General features: G+C 63.7%; 15 protein-coding genes. 6 read left to right on the plus strand and 9 right to left on the minus strand.

Annotation, left to right across the window (positions count from 1 at the left end; translation table 11 throughout):
* Positions 1-300 precede the first annotated feature (300 nt).
* The 5 genes from deoA to xapA all read right to left on the minus strand — a co-directional run bounded on the left by deoA (position 301) and on the right by xapA (position 7,458).
* A complete protein-coding gene (deoA, locus tag DUPY_RS11340) occupies positions 301-1,623 on the minus strand; it encodes a thymidine phosphorylase (protein WP_070248084.1) in 1,323 nt (440 codons plus the stop codon).
* A gap of 192 nt (positions 1,624-1,815) precedes the next feature.
* The gene (locus DUPY_RS11345) at positions 1,816-4,209 is read right to left on the minus strand and encodes an aldehyde dehydrogenase family protein (protein ID WP_371851782.1); all 2,394 of its coding nucleotides are present in this window, start codon (positions 4,207-4,209) and stop codon (positions 1,816-1,818) included.
* Positions 4,210-4,234: 25 nt separating this feature from the next.
* Positions 4,235-5,206 carry a deoxyribose-phosphate aldolase gene (gene deoC, locus DUPY_RS11350; protein ID WP_070248087.1) on the minus strand — a complete coding sequence of 324 codons (972 nt, stop codon included), beginning with the start codon at positions 5,204-5,206 and terminating at the stop codon, positions 4,235-4,237.
* Positions 5,203-6,396 (minus strand): phosphopentomutase, encoded by a 1,194-nt coding sequence (locus DUPY_RS11355; protein WP_070248089.1) that lies wholly within the window; start codon positions 6,394-6,396, stop codon positions 5,203-5,205. The genes deoC and DUPY_RS11355 overlap by 4 nt, the downstream gene beginning before the upstream one ends.
* A gap of 222 nt (positions 6,397-6,618) precedes the next feature.
* A complete protein-coding gene (gene xapA, locus DUPY_RS11360; protein ID WP_070248090.1) occupies positions 6,619-7,458 on the minus strand; it encodes a xanthosine phosphorylase in 840 nt (279 codons plus the stop codon).
* 265 nt (positions 7,459-7,723) lie between these two features.
* Here xapA and DUPY_RS11365 point away from each other — a divergent pair, with 265 nt between their 5' ends.
* The 3 genes from DUPY_RS11365 to DUPY_RS11375 all read left to right on the plus strand — a co-directional run bounded on the left by DUPY_RS11365 (position 7,724) and on the right by DUPY_RS11375 (position 10,818).
* On the plus strand, positions 7,724-8,887 hold the full coding sequence (locus DUPY_RS11365; protein WP_070248091.1) for a carbohydrate kinase: 1,164 nt from the start codon (positions 7,724-7,726) through the stop codon (positions 8,885-8,887).
* Between the two features lie 13 nt (positions 8,888-8,900).
* Complete coding sequence (locus DUPY_RS11370; RefSeq protein ID WP_070248353.1) at positions 8,901-9,812, plus strand: pseudouridine-5'-phosphate glycosidase; 912 nt, start codon at positions 8,901-8,903, stop codon at positions 9,810-9,812.
* A gap of 100 nt (positions 9,813-9,912) precedes the next feature.
* Positions 9,913-10,818, plus strand: a complete 906-nt coding sequence (locus DUPY_RS11375) for a LysR family transcriptional regulator (RefSeq protein ID WP_070248093.1) — start codon at positions 9,913-9,915, stop codon at positions 10,816-10,818.
* Positions 10,819-10,836: 18 nt separating this feature from the next.
* Here the strand turns inward: DUPY_RS11375 and pcp are convergent, their stop codons facing one another.
* The 4 genes from pcp to DUPY_RS11395 all read right to left on the minus strand — a co-directional run bounded on the left by pcp (position 10,837) and on the right by DUPY_RS11395 (position 15,623).
* Positions 10,837-11,487: a pyroglutamyl-peptidase I gene (gene pcp / locus DUPY_RS11380; protein WP_141749519.1), complete on the minus strand. Its 651-nt coding sequence runs from the start codon at positions 11,485-11,487 to the stop codon at positions 10,837-10,839.
* A 65-nt stretch (positions 11,488-11,552) separates the two neighbouring features.
* Positions 11,553-12,509, minus strand: coding sequence for a DUF979 domain-containing protein (locus tag DUPY_RS11385; protein WP_070248097.1), 957 nt, complete (start codon positions 12,507-12,509; stop codon positions 11,553-11,555).
* Positions 12,506-13,204 (minus strand): DUF969 domain-containing protein, encoded by a 699-nt coding sequence (locus DUPY_RS11390; RefSeq protein WP_070248098.1) that lies wholly within the window; start codon positions 13,202-13,204, stop codon positions 12,506-12,508. The genes DUPY_RS11385 and DUPY_RS11390 overlap by 4 nt, the downstream gene beginning before the upstream one ends.
* A gap of 70 nt (positions 13,205-13,274) precedes the next feature.
* Positions 13,275-15,623 carry a TonB-dependent receptor gene (locus tag DUPY_RS11395; protein WP_070248100.1) on the minus strand — a complete coding sequence of 783 codons (2,349 nt, stop codon included), beginning with the start codon at positions 15,621-15,623 and terminating at the stop codon, positions 13,275-13,277.
* A gap of 453 nt (positions 15,624-16,076) precedes the next feature.
* On the opposite strand from DUPY_RS11395, the gene DUPY_RS11400 reads away from it, so the two are divergent.
* The 3 genes from DUPY_RS11400 (at position 16,077) to DUPY_RS11410 (ending at position 19,766) form a co-directional block, all read left to right on the plus strand.
* A complete protein-coding gene (locus DUPY_RS11400) occupies positions 16,077-17,072 on the plus strand; it encodes a BMP family lipoprotein (protein ID WP_070248101.1) in 996 nt (331 codons plus the stop codon).
* Positions 17,073-17,160: 88 nt separating this feature from the next.
* The gene (locus tag DUPY_RS11405; RefSeq protein WP_070248103.1) at positions 17,161-18,690 is read left to right on the plus strand and encodes an ABC transporter ATP-binding protein; all 1,530 of its coding nucleotides are present in this window, start codon (positions 17,161-17,163) and stop codon (positions 18,688-18,690) included.
* A complete protein-coding gene (locus DUPY_RS11410; RefSeq protein WP_070248105.1) occupies positions 18,687-19,766 on the plus strand; it encodes an ABC transporter permease in 1,080 nt (359 codons plus the stop codon). The genes DUPY_RS11405 and DUPY_RS11410 overlap by 4 nt, the downstream gene beginning before the upstream one ends.
* Positions 19,767-19,780 lie beyond the last annotated feature (14 nt).

Raw genomic sequence — 19,780 nt, forward strand, 5'->3', positions numbered from 1 at the left:
CGTAAGTTATCCTGTATTCCGTCATTGCCGCGCAGGCGGGAATTCGTAAGTTATCCTGTATTCCGTCATTCCCGCGTAGGCGGGAATTCGTAAGTTATCCTGTATTCCGTCATTCCCGCGTAGGCGGGAATCCATAGAACCTGTGAGTCGCGTCAGCTTCGCCATGTTTTACCACGAAGCATGTGGTCTATGGATTCCCGCCTTCGCGGGAATGACGGATTGGCGGTTAAGGGTTGTCGTTGGCGTTGGCGGTTGAAGTTGTCGTTGTCGTTGTCGTTGGCGTTGGCGTTGGCGTTGAGCTTATGGGCGGATGGTGCGGTACACCACCGGATTGGCAACAGCAGCGGTTTCGCCGATTACGTACGCGGCCTGGATCTCGCGGATGGCCTGGTCGGCCGCTTCCTGCGTGCGGGCGTGTACCATCGCCAGCGGCTGGCCGGCGTCGATCTTCTCGCCCAGTCCCACCAGGCCGGTCAGGCCGACCGCGAAGTCGATCGGGTCGGCTGCGCGGCGGCGGCCACCGCCCAGCGAGACCACGGCCAGGCCGATCTCGCGGCAGTTGGTGGTCGCTGCGTAACCGGAGACCAGCGCCGGCGCCGGCACGATGATCGGCGCGCGTTCCAGGTACTTGTCCGGATTGTCCATCAGGTCGGCCGGGCCGCCCAGGGCCGTGACCATGCGCGCGAAGCGTTCGGCCGCCTCGCCGCTGTCGAGCGACGCCTGCAGCTTGGCGCGCGCTTCCGCGTCGGTGGCGGCCAGTTTGCCCAGCACCAGCATCTCGGCGCACAGCGCCATGGTCACCTCGTGCAGGCGCGCGGGACGCGACTTGCCGGTCAGGTAGTCGATCGCGCCGCGCACCTCGACCGCGTTGCCGGCGTACGGCGCCAGCGATTCGTTCATGTCGGTCAGGATGGCCGACGTCATCATGCCCGCACCATTACCCACCTGGACGATGCTCTCTGCCAGTTCCACCGATTTTTCGTACGTCGGCATGAAGGCGCCGGTGCCGGCTTTCACGTCCATCACCAGGGCATCGAGGCCGGCCGACAGCTTTTTTGACAGGATCGAGCCGGTGATCATGGCCACCGATTCCACGGTGGCGGTGACGTCGCGCACGCCGTAAAAAATCTTGTCGGATGGCGCCAGCGACGACGTCTGGCCAATGATGGCCACGCCCACTTCCTTGACCACCTTGCGGAACAAGGCGTTGTCCGGCACGGTGGAGTAGCCGGGAATCGAATCGAATTTATCGAGCGTGCCACCGGTGTGGCCCAGGCCACGGCCCGAGATCATCGGCACGAAACCGCCGCACGCAGCAATCATGGGCCCCAGCAGCAGCGACACCACGTCGCCCACGCCGCCGGTGGAATGTTTGTCCACCACGGGGCCTGGCAGGTCGAGCGAGCGCCAGTCCAGCACTTCGCCGGAGTCGCGCATGGCCAGGGTGAACGCCACCCGTTCGTCCATGTTCATGTCCTTGAAATAGACAGCCATCGCCAGTGCGGCGATCTGGCCTTCGGTGATGCTCTTGGTGGTGATGCCGCCGACGAAGAACTGGATCTCTGCGGCCGACAGGATGCCGCCGTCGCGCTTCTTGCGTATGATCTCTTGAGGTAAAAACATGCGATTCTCCGCTCGATAATATGGGGTAAAAGCGATACGGGCCGACGGCTCCAAGAAGAGCGCCGGCCCTGAAACCCCGTCGCCCTCGCGCAAGCGGGGGCCCATACTGAGCGTGTATTCACGCGCTCTATGGGGCCCCGCGTTCGCGAGGACGACGGATTAAACGCTGCGAGTCATTCGGACGTCACATCATCAAACGCCGTAAGGAATCCACACGTTCTTGACCTGCGACGCATGCGCCAGCACCGCGCGGCCGCCCGCTTGCGCCGTGCTGTACCAGTCGCGGCCCTTGGCCCCGCCCACCCAGGTGCGCTTGAGCGAGGCGGCCGACAGGCGCTCCACTTCCGCGCAACCGGCTGCGGAACCATCGTGGCGCCACACGGCGTCAATGTCGCCGTGGGTGGCCAGCGTGCGCGCCAGTTCGTCGGCGCTGCCGGTGACGATGTTGACCACGCCGCCCGGCAGGTCCGACGTATCGAATACCTGGTACAAATCGGTGGCCGACAGCGGATGCGCCTCGGACGGCACCACCACCACGCGGTTGCCCAGCGCGATGGCCGGAGCCACCAGCGAAATGAGACCGAGCAGCGGCGCCTCGTTCGGGCACACGATGCCGATCACGCCGACCGGTTCGTTCAGCGCCACGGTCACGCCGTGCATCGGCGGCTGGTGCGCCAGGCCGTCGTACTTGTCTGCATAGGCAGCGTAGTAGAACAGGCGCTCGATCGAGGCCTGCACTTCCTTCTCCGCATTGGCAGTCGAGGCGCCGGTCATGGCGCTGATGCGCGCGGCAAATTCCTCGCCGCGCGCGGCCAGGTTTTCAGCGATGTAGTACAGCACCTGCGCGCGGTTGTGGGCGGTCGCTTTCGACCAGCCGCCGGCTTTGTGGGCCGCTTCCACCGCGTTGCGGATGTCCTTGCGGCTGCCCTCGCCCACTTCGGCGATGAACGCGCCATCAAAGCCATGCACTGCGCGGCTGTAGGCGCCGTCAGGGCGGGCCTGCTTGCCGCCGATGTACATCTTGGCGGTGCGGTCGATGGCAAACGCGCCACCGGCAGCCACTGGTGCGGCGGCCTTGGACTTGGCCGGAGCGGAAAGGACCGGTGCAGCCGGGCGTGCATCTTCCGACAGCGCGGTCATGTACTCGTACATGCCTTCGCGGCCGCCTTCGCGGCCGAAGCCCGATTCGCGGTAGCCACCGAAGCCGCAGGCGGCGTCGAACTGGTTGGCGGTGTTAATCCACACCACGCCTGCCTTGATCTGCGGCGCGACGTCGAGCGCCAGCGAGATGTTCTCGGTCCACACGCACGCGGCCAGGCCATACACGGTGTTGTTGGCCAGTTGTACCGCTTCGGGCGGAGTACGGAAGCTCATGGCGACCAGCACCGGACCGAAGATCTCGGCCTGCGCCACGGCGGCCGAAGTGGAAGCGCCGGTGATCAAGGTTGGCGGGAACCAGGCGCCGGCAGCCGGCATTTCGCAGGCCGGCTGGTACACGGTGCAGCCTTCGGCGCGGGCCGATTCCACCAGCTCGGCGATGCGCTGCTGCTGGATCGGATCGACCAGGGCGCCCACGTCGATCGACTTTTCCAGCGGCGCACCGAGGGTGAGCTTGTCCATGCGCGCGCGCAGCTTGGCGAGGAATTTAGTTTCCACCGACTCCTGCACCAGCAGGCGCGAACCGGCGCAGCAGACCTGCCCCTGGTTGAACCAGATCGAATCGACCAGGCCTTCGACCGCTGCATCGAGGTCGGCGTCTTCGAACACGATGAACGGTGACTTGCCGCCCAGCTCCAGGGAGAGCTTCTTGCCGCTGCCGGCGGTGGCGATGCGGATCTGGCGACCCACTTCGGTCGAACCGGTGAAGGCCAGCTTGTCGATGCCCGCGTGGTTGACGATGGCCTCGCCCACGGCGCCGTCGCCGGTGACGATGTTGACCACACCCGCCGGCACGCCGGCCTGCACGCAGATCTCGGCAAACAGCATGGCGGTCAGCGACGTGAACTCGGCCGGTTTGAACACCACCGTGTTACCGGCGGCCAGCGCCGGGGCGATTTTCCACGACAGCATCAAGAGCGGGAAATTCCATGGCACGATCTGCCCCACCACGCCCACGGCGCGGTAGTCGGCGAATTCTTCGGCCTGCAGCTGCGCCCAGCCGGCGTGGTAGTAGAAGTGGCGCGCGGCCAGCGGCAGGTCGACGTCGCGCGTTTCGCGAATGGTCTTGCCGTTGTCCAGGGTTTCCAGTACGGCGAACAGGCGCGCATGCTTTTGCAGCAGGCGTGCAATCGCGTACAGCACCTTGGCGCGGCCATGGCCTCCCAGTGCCTGCCAGCCCGGCTGCGCGCGGCGCGCTGCTGCCACGGCGCGGTCGACGTCGTCGGCGGTCGCTTGCGTCAGGTCTGCCAGTTTGGAGGCGTCGGCCGGATTGGTGGAGGCGAACAGTTCGCCGGCGTCGGTCCAGGCGTTGTCGATGAACAGGCCGAAGGTGCGGCCATGCTGCTCGAGCCACGCTTGCGCTTCTTTCTGGCTCTCGGGTGCTGGGCCGTATTCCATGGTATTGAGTATCTCTTTAATTGATGGCATGACGTGTCCGTGCTTTGAAACTGCGTTAGGGTTGGGCGTGGCGATGAGCAGCAGAATAGCTGCCGGTCACGTAGTGCTCGAGCTGGCGTTCGATGTCGGTCAGCAGGCTCGAAGCGCCGATGCGGAACAAGTGCGGCTCGAGCCACTCGTTGCCCAGTTCTTCCTTCATCAGGGTCAGGTATTGCAGGGCCGCCTTGGCCGTGCCCACGCCGCCCGCAGGCTTGTAGCCGATCTTGAAACCGGTCTGCTCGTGGTAGTCGCGAATCGCGCGCACCATCGTCAGCGACACGGGAATGGTGGCGTTGACCGGCTCTTTGCCGGTGGACGTCTTGATGAAGTCCGCGCCGGCCATCATGCACACCCACGAAGCCTTGGCGACGTTTTCCAGCGTGACCAGCTCGCCAGTGGCGAGAATCGCCTTGACGTGGGCGTCGCCGCACGCCTGGCGATAGGCCAGCATTTCGTCGTACAGCGCCTGCCAGTTACCGGTCAACACGTGCTGGCGGGTGATGACGATATCGATTTCGGAAGCGCCCGCGGCAACCGACAGTTCGATCTCGCGCACCTTGGTTTCCATGCTGGTGAGACCTGCCGGGAAGCCGGTGGAGACCGCAGCGATCGGCAGGCGGCCTTGCAGCACCTCGCCGGCCGGCTTGATCATCTCGTGGTACACGCAGACGGCGCCGGTGGTCAGTGGATGGTCGGACAGGCCCAGCGCCTCGACCAGGTCGGCGCGCAGCGGCCGCATGGCCTTGCGGCACAGGCGCTCCACGCGGCCCGGGGTGTCGTCGCCGGACAGGGTGGTGAGGTCGATCAGGCCGATGGCCTTGACCAGCCACGCGGCCTGGTATTCCTTCTTGACCGTGCGGCGGTTGGCCAGGCTGGCGGCGCGGCGGTCGGCTGCGCTCTTGTTGATGTGGATGTGGTTGATCCAGCCCAGGTCCAGCGGGACGGCTTCGTTACGCTTGAAATCGGCGAGGTGCAAGTCTTGGCTCATAACAGGTTGTTTCCGTTGGAAAGTGGTGGCACGCCCAGGTGGTGCGCCAGGGTCTGGCCGATGTCGGAGAACGATTCCGAAATGGGCAACTGCTGCGGTGCGACACCGGGGCCGAAGAAGATCATCGGAATGTGTTCGCGCGTGTGGTCCGAGCCGGGCCAGGTCGGATCGCAGCCGTGGTCGGCGGTGATCACGGCCACGTCGCCCTCCTGCATGCGCGATATGAACTCGGGCAGGCGCGCATCCATTTCGTGCAGCGCGTTCGCGTAGCCGGTAACGTCGCGGCGGTGGCCGAAGGCCTGGTCGAAGTCCACGAAATTGACGAACGTGAGCGACTTGTCGCCCGCTTCGTCCTGCACTTTGAGCAGCGCGTCGAACAAGGCCATATTATCCTTGCCCTTGACCACGCGCGAGACGCCTTGCGTGGCAAAGATGTCGCTGATTTTACCGAGCGCGATCACTTCGCCGCCGTCGTTCTTCACGTGGTCGAGCAAGGTGGGCGCCGGTGGCGCGACCGCGTAGTCGTGGCGGTTGGTGGTGCGGGTGTAGTTGCCGTTGGCGCCGGTGAACGGACGCGCGATCACGCGGCCGATGTTGTACGGTTCCACCAGCTTGAAGGCGATCTCGCACACTTCGTACAGGCGCTCGAGGCCGAACGAATCTTCATGCGCGGCGATCTGCAGCACCGAGTCGGCCGAGGTGTAGATGATCGGTTTGCCGGTGGCGACGTGTTCATCGCCATGCTTGTTGATGATTTCCGTGCCCGAGGCATGGCAGTCGCCGAGGAAGCCCGGCACGCCGGTCAGTTCCTGCAGCTTTTGGGTGAGCTCCGCCGGGAACGACGGCACCGTTTTCGGAAAATATCCCCAGTCGAATTCCACCGGCACGCCGGCGATCTCCCAGTGGCCGGACTGGGTGTCCTTGCCGGTGGAACGCTCGCGCGCGGCGCCCCAGGCGGCGGTAAAGCCGTCGCGCTGGTGAAAGCCCTGCGCCCATTGGCCGCTGGCGGCATGGGCGGCAGCGGCCAGGCCCAGTTTTTCCATCACCGGCAGTTGCATCGGCGTGCCGGCCTTGGCGGCCCAGTCGGCGATGTGGCCGAAGGTGTTGACGCCGACATCGTTGTACTTGTCGGCGTCGGGCGTGGCGCCGAGGCCGAAGGAATCAAGCAGGAGGATAAATGCGCGTTTCATGGTGTGCTCCTTAAGGTGCAGATAGGTGCAAATGAGGATGTAAATGCGACGGACCGTCAGCAGTTATCGCCAACCTCAAAACCGTCATTCCCGCGAAAGCGGGAATCCATACCGAGCTTGCACATCAGCCGTTCCATGGATTCCCGCGTGCGCGGGAATGACGGCTCGACAGCTAACAACGGCTCCAGGACCAACAACGTGGCGTGGAGCCGCCTTTCAACTTCAAGCCTGCGGGGTTTTGCCCACGTTGGCCAGGAAGGCCAGAATCACTTCGATCAGCGACGTGGCGGCAACGGCTGCGTATTTCAGGGTCTGCTCGTGCGACAGCGGGAACGGCGACAGGCCTTCGGCCAGGTTGGTAATCGCCGACACGCCCACCACTTTCAGGCCGCAATGACGGGCCGACACCACTTCCGGCACCACCGACATGCCGACGACATCGGCGCCCAGGGTTTTGAAGGCGCGGATTTCGGCTGGCGTTTCGAAGTTCGGACCGGCGTAGGCGATGTACACGCCTTCGTGCAGCGGCACGTTCTTTTCCTTGGCCGACGCGTGCAGCAGTGCACGCAGGTCGGCGTCGTAGGCGTTGGCCATGCTGAAGAAGCGCGGACCGAAACGCTCGTCGTTCGGGCCCATCATCGGGGTGCCCGGCAGGTAGTTGATATGGTCAGTGAGCGCCACCAGCGAGCCCGCATCGACTTCGGTGCGCAGCGAACCGGCCGCATTGGTCACGAACAGCATCTCGCAACCCAGCAGCTTCATGGTGCGCACGGCGCTGGTCATCACGCCCAGGCCATAGCCTTCGTAGACGTGGCCGCGGCCCTTCATGCACACCACCGGCACGCCCGCCAGGGTACCCACCACCAGTTCGCCGGCGTGGCCGTGCACGGTGCTGATCGGGAAGCCCGGCAGTTCGTTGAAGCTGATGGTGACCGCGTCGGTCATCTGCTCGGCCAGCACGCCCAGGCCGGAGCCGAGGATCATGGCCACGCGTGGCTTGAAGTCTGCTGGAATGCGGGCGCGGACGATTTCTGCGGCCTGGAATGGGGAGTTGCTGGACATGGTTTTCCTCTGTTGTTCTTGGGATGGGCCGCTCGGGTAGAGACGATACTTGGCCGTTGGACTAGCATGGAGATGCGACATGATGCCTCATCCCCATTATGTATGGCAAATACCATTTTTCTTGCCGATTTATAGCTCATGCATATAAATAGGCGTACATTATAAATCAATGGAAACTTCGCTGACGCAAGCTAACCATGGCAGTTGACCATTGACAGACATTTGTTTACTATTAAAGACAAATGTTTAAACAGGCGCACAACCCGTGACCGAACCCTCCAAGAAGGAACAGCTGTACCAGCTGATCCATGCCAACCCCTTCATCTCGCAGCAGGACCTGGCAGCAGACCTGGGCCTGTCGCGCTCGGCCGTGGCCGGGCATATTGCCAGCCTGATCCGCGAGCGGCGCCTGCTCGGCCGTGCCTACGTGCTGCCGGCGCCGCGCGGCCAGCGCCCGGTCGTGTGCATCGGCGCGGCCAACGTGGACCGCAAGCTGCGCACCATCGCCACCCTGCAGGCAAGTACTTCGAATCCCGCCACTGCGTCCGAGACCTACGGCGGCGTGGCGCGCAATATCGCCGAAAACCTGGCGCGCCTGCACACCCCTGTAGCGCTGCTGACCGCCCTCGGCGACGACGGCGCCGGGCGCGCACTGCAAGACCACGCGCAGGCAGCTGGCATCGACACGCGCGGCAGCCTGGCGCTGGCCGATACCGCCAGCGGCACCTATACCGCCATTCTCGACGCCGAGGGCGAGCTGCACGTGGCCCTGGCCGACATGGCGCTGTACGACCAGCTCACGCCCGAGTTTTTAGCCAGCCGCGCGCCGCAACGCGCCGCCGCCGCGCTCACGGTCGCGGACCTGAACCTGCCGCTTGAGACCGTGGCGGCACTGATCGACAGCGCCCGCGCCGATCACGCGCCATTGGTCATCGTCGCCGTCTCGCAACCCAAGATGGCGCGCCTGCCGCACGACCTGCACGGCGTGCGCCTGCTGATCCTCAACCGCGCCGAACTCGAAACCGTGGCCGGCCGCCCGCTGCCCACCGAAGCCGACGTGCGGCTGGCGTGCGCCGGCGTGCAGCAGCGCGGCGCGCGCGACGTCATCGTCACCTGCGGCAGCCAGGGCGTGTTCCACACCTGCGACAGCCAGCTGGTGTGGCTGGCCGCACACCAGGTGAAGGTGGTGGACGTGACCGGCGCCGGTGACGCGTTTTCCGCCGCCGTGTGCTGGTCGCTGGTGCAAAACGCTGACGATAGCGCCGACCTCACCCTGGCCTGCCGCCGTGGACTGGCGCTGGCCGCCGTCACCGTGCAAAGCGCCAGCACCGTGGCGCCAGCGCTGGAGGCCGGCCTGCTCGAGGCAATCTCCAATACCGATGCGGCGCATGACCCTGGCCATGCCGCGCCGCTTTACACAACCAACTGATCAAGGATTCACCATGCACCAGTACCTGCTATTTTCCCCTGAAGTCGCCGCCGCCCGCGCTGCCGGCAAAGCCATCGTCGCACTGGAATCGACCATCATCTCGCACGGCATGCCTTACCCGCAAAACGTCCAGATGGCGCGTGAAGTGGAACAGATCATCCGCGACGGCGGCGCCGTGCCGGCCACCATCGCCATCATCGGCGGCAAGATCTGCATCGGTCTCTCGGAAGAACAACTGGAACTGTTGGGCACTTCGCCTGATGCCATGAAGGTCAGCCGCCGCGACCTGCCGTTCGTGCTGTCCCAGTCCAGGCTTGGCGCGACCACGGTGGCAGCGACCATGATCTGCGCCGAGCTGGCCGGCATTTCCGTATTCGTCACCGGCGGCATCGGCGGCGTGCACCGTGGCGCCGAGACCAGTTTCGACATCTCGGCCGACTTGCAGGAACTGGCCCAGACGTCGGTGGCCGTGGTGTGCGCGGGCGTGAAATCGATCCTCGACATTGGCCTCACCCTCGAATACCTGGAAACCCACGGCGTGCCGGTGGTGAGCGTGGGCCAGCGCGGCTTCCCGGCGTTCTTCACCCGCGAGAGCGGCTTCAATGCCGACTTCCAGCTCGACACGCCAAGCGAGCAGGCAGCCTTCATCCGCACCAAGTGGGCGCTGGGCCTGAAAGGCGGCATCGTGGTCAGCAACCCGGTGCCGGCAGCGGAAGCGATGCCGAAAGACGAGATCGACGCCATCACCTTGCAGGCGCTGGGCGAAGCCGATGCCCAGGGCGTCACCGGCAAGAACGTCACGCCGTTCCTGCTCTCGCGCATCAAGGCGCTGACCGAAGGCCGCAGCCTGGTGACCAATATCGCGCTGGTGAAAAACAATGCGCGCTGCGGCGCCGCGCTGGCGGTGGCGATGCTGGGGGCGTAAAGAACACCGCCAGCATTGATTCCGTCATCCTCGCGAATGCGGGGAGGACGGATAAGCCGTCCGCGAGTTCAGCTTTGCCTTGCCTTTGTTAGAATAGCCCATGTCCATCGATCTGAAACAACTGAAGTACTTCCTCGCCGTCGCAGAAGAAAAGAGCTTCAGCCGGGCTGCCGAACGGCTGCACATTTCGCAGCCGCCGCTCAGCCAGCAGATCATGAAGCTCGAGAGCGAACTCGGTGTGAAGCTGTTCGCTCGCACCACGCGCACGTTCGAGCTCACCGTGGCCGGCAAGGCGCTCATGAGCGAGGCCTCCGACCTGCTGGGTCGCATGCGCATGACCATCGACACCATCCGCCAGATCGACCGCGGCGAAGTCGGTCGCCTGCGCGTGGGCATTGTCGGCTCGGCCATGTGGGGACCGATCCCCAGCCTGCTCGAGCAATTCCAGACCAATTTTCCGCGCGTGACCTGGACCATCCACGAGCTGGGCCCCACGCTGCAATACGAAGCGCTGCGGGCCAAGCAGGTGGACGTGGGATTCTGGCGCGAGCCGCGCATCGACGAGGATTTGCTGCGCCAGGATAACCTGCGCCAGGAGCTGTGCTTCAAGGAAGACGTGTGCGTGGCGATCAACGAGCACCACCCGCTGGCCAAGGCCGACGCCATCGAGTTGATCGACATCGCCAACGAACCGATGCTCACGCTGGCGCTCGACAAGTCGTCGTTCCCGCGCTATTTGATCCAGTGCTGCGTGGACGCCGGCTTTCAGCCGACCATTTTCCAGGAAGCGACCGAGCCGCAAACCCTGCTGGCCATGGTGGGCGCGGGACTGGGCGTCACGCTGCTGCCGGAGACCACCAGCCGGATCGGCTGGCCCGGCGTGGTGTTCGTGCCGATCCGCACCAATCCGCCGTCGGCCAACCTGTACATCACCTATACCGCGCTGGACGACGCGCCCGTGGTGCGCGCCTTCCTGAACATCCTCAATCCACCCAAAGCCAATTAATCCGGGCTTGGTGCGCGCTTAGTGCGTGACGCCACCCGACTCGCGCACATCAACCGTGTGCGCGAGCGTGGTGCGGATGGCAATGCGCAAACCTTCCACCATGTCGTCGAGCCGCATGCTGGCGCTGCCCGGATGCGCGGCGGCCTGCTGCGGCAGATACGGGATGTGGATAAAGCCGGCGCGCATGGTGGTGCCCCAATCGCGCGCCTGGTGCATCAGGCCATAGAACACGTGGTTGCACACGAAGGTGCCGGCGCTTTGCGACACCGACGCCGGCAGCCCCGCCTCGCGCAGTGCCTGGACGATGGCCTTGATCGGCAAGGTTGAAAAATACGCGGCCGGTGCGCCGTAGACCACTGGCTGGTCGACGATCAAGCGCTGTACATTGTCGGCAATCGGTGCGTCGTCGATGTTGATGGCGATGCGTTCGACCGAGATATCGGGGCGGCCGCCGGCCTGCCCCACTGCGATCACCATGCATGGCTGCAGCTCTTCCACCGCATGGTGCAGCACCTTGTTGGCCTGGCCGAACACGCACGGCAGCTGGCGGGCATGGACGATGAAGTCGCCCTCGCTCCAGCCCTGCAAGGCCCGCACGGCTTCCCACGAGGGGTTGATGGTCTCCTGGTTGAACGGCTCGAAGCCCGTCAACAGAATGATTTTTCGCATTGGCATATTGGTTACCTCCTACCAGGACGCTACTCTACCCCAATTGTCATAGCCTGGCATAGCCGTTACAAATTCATCAAAAAGTAGAGCAATGCGATATTGGCCAACAATACCGGCACTGCGGTAGCCAGTTGCGCCTTGATGACGGCATGCTTGTCCGGCAGTTCGAGCAGTGCGGCCGGCACGATATTGAAGTTGGCCGCCATCGGCGTCATGAGCGTGCCGCAGTAGGCGCTGAACATGCCGATGGCCGCCATCACCGCCGGATTGGCATCGTACACGCCGACCAGCACCGGCACACCGATGCCGCCGGCGATTACCGGAAACGCCGCGAAGCCATTGCCCATGATGATGGTAAACAGCGCCATGCCCAGGCAGTACACGGCCACCGCCACCAGCTTCATGTCCATGTCGATCGTGGACGTGACCACGTGCGCCACCGCCTTGCCCATGCCAACCTCGGAGAACAGCAGGCCCAGAACCGCCAGCATGTGCGGCAGCACCACCGCCCAGCCCAGGTGATCGACCAGCCGGCGCGATTCGCGCAGCGCCTGCAGCGGCGTGGCGCGCGTGACCGCACAGGCAATCGCCACGGCGATCAGCGAACCGCAACCGAGGCTCGCCAGCGTGAGATTCTTCTGGTCGAGCAGGAAGCTGCCGTCGAATTGCACATCCTTCAACAAGGTGGAGCCGATCACGGTGACGACCGGGATCGCCAGCGCCGGCAGCAGCAGCTTGTGGCCGAGGCGCGCGGCGCTGCTTTGCCGCTCCTGCGGCGTACGCTCGCCGTGGCGGCCCAGCGCCACGCCGCCGAAGCCGGCGATCAGCGCCATCACCACCATCAAGGCGCCGGCAACGATGGGCGCCAGTGCTTCGCCGGCCAGGTACACCACCGCGTACAGCCCCCAGAACAGCGCGCTCGAATAACGTTTGGGATTGTGGCGGTCGCGCAGCGTCATGACGGCAATCGCCAGCAGCATGGCGCCCAGCACGTAGTAAAAATAATCGATCTGGATGATCATGGCGCCATCCGCTTCATGGTGCGCGCGATGTGGGCGTCGAAGCGGTGCAGGCGCCACGCGTGGATGATGAAGGCGGTGACCGCCGTCGGGATGCCCCACAGCGCGATGTGCAGCGGATCGACTTCCAGCCCCTCGCCGCGCAGGAAGGTCTGCATCAGGACGATGGCGCCGAAAGCGACAAAGACGTCCTCGCCGAAGAACAGGCCGACGTTGTCGGTGGCGGCCGACATGGCGCGGATGCGGTGGCGCACGGTGTCTGGCAGCTTCGGATAGCGCAACTCGGCCGCGCCCTCGGCCATCGGCGCGATCAGCGGGCGCACCATGTTCGGGTGGCCGCCGATGCTGGTCAAGCCAAAAGCCGCGCTTATCTCGCGGATGGCCAGGTAGACGATCAGGATGCGCCCGGTAGTGGCCGACTTGATGCGGGCGATCGACGCCTGCGCGTGCTCGCGCAAGCCATAGCGCTCGAGCAGGCCGATGGCGGCCAGCGGCAGCAGCAGGATCAATGGCAGGTTGCGGGTCTTGATGAACGCCGCACCGAGGGTGGCCAGCAGGGTCGGCACGTCCATGGCGGCGGCAAAGCCGGTCACGAAACAGGCGGCGACCACCACCAGCACCGGGTGCGCGCGCAGGGCAAAGCCCGCGATGATCACGGCCACGCCCAGCAGCGGCCACAGATTGACGGTGTGATTCAACGACGTGTCTCCCTCAAAGTAAAAAGCCCCGCGCACTTTGCAGTGCGCGGGGCCTTGAATTTACAGCATGTTAAAAATTAACCTTGAAGGTCCCGCCCCAGGTGCGCGGTTCGTTCAGGATGCCGGTCAGGTTGTCGAAGTCGATCGCACCCAGTATTACCTGGCGGTCGGTGATGTTGCGGCCGAACGCTGCCACTTCGTATTTGCCATTGCCCCACTTGTACGCTGCACGCACGCCGCCTTCGGTCAGCTTCTTGGCCTTGTACTCCGGTGCTTCGTACAGGAAGAAGTTGTAGCTGGTGCGGTAGGCCCAGTCGGTCATGGCGTAGAACTCGCCGTTGCCGATTTCGGTGCTGTACTTGAGGGTGAAATTCAGCTGGTGCTTCGGCGCGCGTGGCAGCGGGTTGCCGTCGATGTAGGACGTGCCCACGAACGGGCCTTGCCGGTTGGTCGGGGTGCAGCCGCTGGCGGCGTTGTTCAAGACGTTACCGCAGTATTGAACGAACAGGTTCTTGTCCTTGATCTCGGTGTCGTTGTAGCTGTAACCGATGGTCGTGCTGAACTCGTCGCTGAGGTTGGCCTGGAAGTCCAGTTCCACGCCCTGCCCGGTGACCTTGTCGGCGTTGATCAACTGGTTCATGTTGACCGCGCCGCTGCCGGCGGTGAGCTGCTTGTCCTTCATGCGGTACTGGAACACGGAGGCGCTCAGGCGCGCGCGGCGGTCGAACAGGTCCTGCTTGACGCCCGCTTCGTACGACAGTGCGCGTTCGGCATCGGCCGACGACGGCTTGTCAGCCAGGCCGTTGAGGCGACCCTGGATCGACGGCGCGCGGTAACCGGTCGCCACGCGGGCAAACAGGTTGGTGGTCTTGCTCAACTCATAGGTGCCGCTCAAATCCCAGCTGACGTTGTGCGAATCCTTGTTCACTGCCAGCGGACCCGAGGAAAGGGGCGGCTCCACGCGCATCGCCGTGAAGTCCTTCTTGTCGCTGGTGTAGCGCAGGCCGCCGCGCACTTTCAGCTTGTCCGACACGGTGTAATTGAGCGAGCCAAAACCGGCCCACGACTTGTTCTTCTGGTTCTGCACCGCGTACTGTGCATTTTGCGGATTGCCTGGTGCGAAGGTGTTGAAATTGATACTGTCGATCTGGATGCTCTCGTCGAAGTAGTACAAGCCGCCGATCCATTGCAGCGGACCGCTGTAATTCGACTCGGCGCGGAACTCCTGCGAGAACTGGCGGTGGTTCGGCAGCACGTCGGCCGTCTCCACCGGGAACGGGATGAAGCCTGGACCCGACGGCGGCGCGAACACGGCGCCGTAACCGCCATCGACGTCGGCGCGGCTGTAGAACTTGAGCTTTTCGTAGCCGGTGATCGAGTGCAGCGTGATGTCGCCGGCGTTGTACTTCAGGCGAATGCTGCCGCCCTTGGTTTCCAGGTCCTGCTGGTTGATGCCGTCGCTGGCGTACGAACCGTAGTCGAAGCCGTCCACCAGGTCGTTGGTGCCCTTCTTGATGATATTGGCGCGGAACAGCGCGGCGTTGCCGTGGTAGTTACGGGCGTGGACGTTGAAGAGGGCCGAGAAGTCCTTGTTCGGCTGTACCAGCGCCTGCAGGCGGAACGCCTGGTCGCCGTAGCCTTCGAAGTCCTGAGTGCCCTTGCCTGCGGTAGGGTTGGTGTTGTGCACGCGGTTGCCGCGGTGCTGACTGGTGCCCGAGAAGCGCAGCGCCACGGTGTCGCTGACCGGCATATTGAACATGCCTTCGGCGGTTTTGGTCGAGTAGTTACCGAGGCCCAGTTGCAGATAGCCTTCGGTCTTGAAGACCGGCTTGGCCGAGTCGAACTTGATCACGCCGGCCGGCGAGTTGCGGCCGAACAGGGTGCCCTGCGGACCGCGCAGCACTTCCACCTGGTCCACGTCGAACACCGGGAAGCCCTTGAGCATGGCGTTTTCCATGACGATATCGTCCATCACCAGGCCGACCGGCTGCGAAGCGTTCAGGTCGAAGTCGGTGTTACCGAGGCCACGGATGTAAAAGCGCGGGAAGGTGCGGCCATAGTCCGATTCGATGCTGACCGACGGCGTGCGGCCGGACAGGAAGCGGATGTCGGCGGCGCCGGAGGTGAGCACATCGAGCTTGTCGCCCTTGACGGTGGCGATCGACATCGGCACGTCGCGGATGTTTTCGGCACGGCGCTGGGCGGTGACGATCACGGTTTCGAGCTGGTTGCGCCCTGCCGGCGCAACCGTTGCCGAAGCCCCTGCGCCGGCACCCTGCTCTGCCGCCTGCTCCGCCGCAGCTTCAGCGACTGCCGCCGCTTCGGCAGCGAATGCCGATGACAGCGGGAAGGCGCTGGCGACAGCCAGTGCGATCAGTGACGGTACGGCGGACCGCAAGACGGAACGATGTGTGCTCATGGATACTGCTCCCGGATATTGTTTATATGGTTATGTTGAAAACGCTGGATGCGATGCTAGCACGGGGCAAAATCGCCGCAAACTGGCATTTTTGCCCACTTGATTAATAGCTAATTCGACTAAATAGCCAAGCAAAAACGAATTTGTCGTACATATCGACCGTGATGCATAGTTGTAGGCTGCTTAAAAAATAGTCGCGAACGGCCTATTTGCTGCGTTGCAGAGTGAAAACGCGTTGGCGGGAGCAGTAAGGAAAAAGACAAGCAGCGCCAGTCCGCGCAAGGTTCGCGGCCAGAGTGCATGAAAACGCAACAGACAAAAAATATTTTATTTGGTTTGCAACGTTGCTGCGGTGCGACACATGCGTACTTATCATGGTTTAAGGAAAACGCGGCCAAAGTACATCATTCGTCCAATAAAAATATACAATATCGTTCTTCCAGGAGCCTATTCATGAAACTTAAACAACTTAGTTTGACGGTTGCAGCCGTGTTGGTCGCTGCCAGCGCGTCCGCAGCGGCCCCAAAACTGGCCGTCGTGTATGACGCCGGCGGCAAGTTCGACAAATCGTTCAACCAGTCCGCATTCGAGGGCGCCTCGCGCTTCAAGCAGGAAACCGGTATCAATTTCATCGAGGTGCAAGCCTCCAGCGACACCCAGGCCGAGCAGGTGCTGCGTGGCCTGGCCCGCAAGAACCTGGACCTGATCGCATCGATCGGCTTCGCCCAGCAGGCCGCCGTGCAAAAGGTCGCCAAGGAATTCCCGAAAGTGCGCTTCGTACTGATCGACGGCGTGGCGCAAGGCACCAACGTCAACTCGATCACCTTCAAGGAAGAAGAAGGCTCGTACCTGGTCGGCGTGGCAGGCGCCATGGCGTCCAAATCGAAAAAGCTCGGCTTCATCGGCGGCATCGACATTCCCTTGATCCGCACCTTCGCCTGCGGTTATACCCAGGGCGCCAAGGCGGTCAACCCGAAGGTTGAAGTATTCTCCAACATGGTCGGCACCACCGCCGCCGCCTGGAACGATCCGGCCAAGGGCGGCGAACTGGCGCGCTCGCAGTTCGACCGTGGCGTGGACGTGGTCTTCGCCGTGGCCGGTGGTTCGGGCATGGGCACGCTGCAAACGGCCAAGGAAAAAGGCAAGCTGGCGATCGGCGTCGATTCGAACCAGAACGCGCTGTACCCTGGCGCTATCCTCACCTCGATGGTCAAGCGGGTGGACAACGCCGTGTATGACTCGTTCACCCAAGTGAAGAACGGTACCTGGAAAGCCGGCGTCACCGCCAAGGGCATCAAGGAAGGCGGCGTCGATTGGGCACTGGACGCCAGCAACCGCAAGCTGATCACCCCGGAGATCGAAAAGCGCGTACTTGGCGCCCGCAAGGACATCATCGACGGCAAGATCAAGGTGATCGACATCCGTTCGGGCGCTGCCTGCCCGGTCTGATCCCTGTTTGACTTCAGAGCGCGCCGCCGGGGAGCATCCCCGGCGGCGCGTTTGGTTTTTCCCACATTACTCCGCACCGACTACGACTATGCAGCCAGCAGTAGAATTTCGCGGCATCTCCAAGCACTTTGGGGCTGTCAAGGCGAACACCGACGTCAGCTTCGCCATCGCCAAGGGATCGATCCATGGCCTGGTGGGCGAAAACGGCGCCGGCAAATCGACCCTGATGAGCATCCTGTACGGATACTACCGCGCCGATGGCGGGGAGATCCTGCTCGATGGCCAGGCGCGCCAGATCCGCACCAGCCAGGAGGCGATCGCGATGGGCATCGGCATGGTGCACCAGCACTTCATGCTGGTAGAGAACATGACCGTGCTCGATAACGTCATGCTTGGCAGCGAAGGCGGTTTCCAGCTCAAGCCCAAGCGCGCGGCCGTGGAAGCGAAGCTGCGCGAGATCTGCACCCGCTATCGCCTCGACGTCGATCCGCTGGCCGTGATCCACGACCTGTCGGTCGGTGCGCAGCAGCGCGTGGAAATCCTCAAGCAGATCTACCGCAGCGCCAACATCCTGATTCTGGATGAACCGACCGCCGTGCTCACCGCGCAGGAAACCGCGTCGCTGTTCGAGATCCTGCGCCTGTTCAAGGAACAGGGCAAAACCATCATCCTGATCACCCACAAGCTGCAGGAAATCCTCGACATCACCGACACCGTCACCGTGATGCGCGGCGGCCGCGTGATCGGCGCCGTGCCCACGGTCTCCACCACCAAGGAAGACCTGGCCAACATGATGGTTGGGCGCCAGATCATCAACAACCTGCCCCGCGCCCCCTACAATCCGGGCGCGCCGGTGCTGCACGTGCAGAACCTGCAACTGCAGGACGACCAGGGCGTGAAACTGCTCGCCGATATCGGCTTTACGCTGCGCGCCGGCGAGATCGTCGCCATTGCGGGCGTGTCCGGCAACGGCCAGAGCGAATTGATGGAAATCCTGTCGGGCATGCGCCTGCCGTCGTCGGGCCAGGTGGACTTCCAGGGCAAGGCGCTGCCGTTTGCCGGCCGGTCCGACGCCGACGGCTTGCCGCGCACCATCCGCGATCTCGGTATCGCCCACATTCCGGAAGACCGCCTGCGCGACGGCGTGGTGAAGAACTTCTCGGTCATGCACAACACCATCCTCGGCTACCAGGACAAACTAAAAGGTCGCTGGGGCCTGTTCGACTTCAAGGCGATTGCGGCGCGCTGCGCGGCGCTGATGCAGGACTTCGACGTACGTCCCAACAACCACGACCTGCGTATCGGCCTGCTCTCGGGCGGCAACCAGCAGAAGGTGGTGATCGCGCGCGAAGTGCTGGCGCAGCCGACGCTGATGCTGGTGGGCCAGCCCACCCGTGGCGTCGACATCGGCACCATCGAGAGCATCCACCGCCAGTTGCTGGCGCTGCGCGACGCCGGCGTGGCGATCCTGCTGGTGTCGGTCGAGCTGGAAGAAGTGAGGGCGCTGGCCGACCGCATCCTCGTCATGTGCGGCGGCCGCATTACCGGCGAACTGAAAATTGAAGAATTCGATACCACCCGCATTGGCTTGCTGATGGGCGGGATGCACAAATCATGAACAACCAAGACCTGCCACGCTGGGCCACAGCCTTTGTCATGCCCCTCCTGAACCTGCTGTCGGCCCTGCTGGTGACCGCGCTGGTGATCCACATGCTGGGCGAAAGCCCGACCGAATCGCTGGCCATCCTGGTCAACAGCGCGGTCGTCAATCCGGAAGGCCTGAGCTACACGCTGTTCTACGCGTCCACTTTCATCTTCACCGGCCTGGCAGTATCGATCGCCATGCAGGCGGGCCTGTTCAACATCGGCGCCGAAGGCCAGATGTACCTGGGCGGCCTGGGCCTCACCTTGGCGATGCTGGCCTTCGACAGCTCGCTGCCGGCGTGGGCGCTGATCCCGGTCGGGGTGCTGGGCGCGGCGCTGTTCGGTGGCCTGTGGGCGTTCCTGCCCGGCTACCTGCAGGCGAAACGCGGCAGCCACGTGGTGGTCACCACCATCATGTTCAACTTCATCGCCGCCTCGCTGATGAACTTCGTGATCGTCAAATACATGATCCCGGACGGCGAACAGAATCCCGCCAGCCGCCTGTTTACCGCTGCCGCCGAGCTGCCGCGCCTGAACCAGTGGTTCCCGATCCTGGGTGAGACCCCGCTCAACATCAGCTTCTTCCTGGCCATCATTGCGCTGGCCGTGTACGGCGTGATGACCACCCGTTCGTCGTGGGGCTTCAAGGTGCGCGCGACGGGCCTGAACAAGCACGCCGCTCACTACGCCGGCATCCGCATCAGCAAGATGATCATCGTGGTCATGCTGATCTCGGGCGCCCTGGCCGGCCTCGGTGCGGTCAATTCCGTCATGGGCTCCACCCACTACCTGTCGCTCAACTTCGTCGGTGGCGCGGGCTTTATCGGTATCGCGATTGCGCTGATGGGCCGCCAGCACCCGGTGGGCATCTTCCTGTCGGCGGTGCTGTTCGGCGCCCTGACCCAGGGCGGTTTCGACCTGTCGCTGGAAAAGCAGAACATCCCGCCCGAAACCGTGATCCTGATCCAGGGCCTGATCATCCTGTTCTGCGGCGCCATGGAAAACCTGTATGCGCCGGTCATCGCCAAGATGCTGAACCTGAAGAAGTAACAACCGAGCTAACG

The organism is Duganella phyllosphaerae (genome assembly GCF_001758785.1).
In the GTDB taxonomy this organism is placed as follows: Bacteria; Pseudomonadota; Gammaproteobacteria; order Burkholderiales; family Burkholderiaceae_D; genus Rugamonas; species Rugamonas phyllosphaerae.

Excerpts from the sequence above, each read along its gene's own strand:
- deoA (WP_070248084.1), bottom strand. The coding sequence starts at position 1,623 with ATGTTTTTACCTCAAGAGATCATACGCAAGAAGCGCGACGGCGGCATC.
- DUPY_RS11345 (WP_371851782.1), bottom strand. The coding sequence starts at position 4,209 with ATGCCATCAATTAAAGAGATACTCAATACCATGGAATACGGCCCAGCA.
- deoC (WP_070248087.1), bottom strand. The coding sequence starts at position 5,206 with ATGAGCCAAGACTTGCACCTCGCCGATTTCAAGCGTAACGAAGCCGTC.
- DUPY_RS11355 (WP_070248089.1), bottom strand. The coding sequence starts at position 6,396 with ATGAAACGCGCATTTATCCTCCTGCTTGATTCCTTCGGCCTCGGCGCC.
- xapA (WP_070248090.1), bottom strand. The coding sequence starts at position 7,458 with ATGTCCAGCAACTCCCCATTCCAGGCCGCAGAAATCGTCCGCGCCCGC.
- DUPY_RS11370 (WP_070248353.1), top strand. The coding sequence starts at position 8,901 with ATGCACCAGTACCTGCTATTTTCCCCTGAAGTCGCCGCCGCCCGCGCT.
- DUPY_RS11375 (WP_070248093.1), top strand. The coding sequence starts at position 9,913 with ATGTCCATCGATCTGAAACAACTGAAGTACTTCCTCGCCGTCGCAGAA.
- pcp (WP_141749519.1), bottom strand. The coding sequence starts at position 11,487 with ATGCGAAAAATCATTCTGTTGACGGGCTTCGAGCCGTTCAACCAGGAG.
- DUPY_RS11385 (WP_070248097.1), bottom strand. The coding sequence starts at position 12,509 with ATGATCATCCAGATCGATTATTTTTACTACGTGCTGGGCGCCATGCTG.
- DUPY_RS11395 (WP_070248100.1), bottom strand. The coding sequence starts at position 15,623 with ATGAGCACACATCGTTCCGTCTTGCGGTCCGCCGTACCGTCACTGATC.
- DUPY_RS11400 (WP_070248101.1), top strand. The coding sequence starts at position 16,077 with ATGAAACTTAAACAACTTAGTTTGACGGTTGCAGCCGTGTTGGTCGCT.
- DUPY_RS11405 (WP_070248103.1), top strand. The coding sequence starts at position 17,161 with ATGCAGCCAGCAGTAGAATTTCGCGGCATCTCCAAGCACTTTGGGGCT.
- DUPY_RS11410 (WP_070248105.1), top strand. The coding sequence starts at position 18,687 with ATGAACAACCAAGACCTGCCACGCTGGGCCACAGCCTTTGTCATGCCC.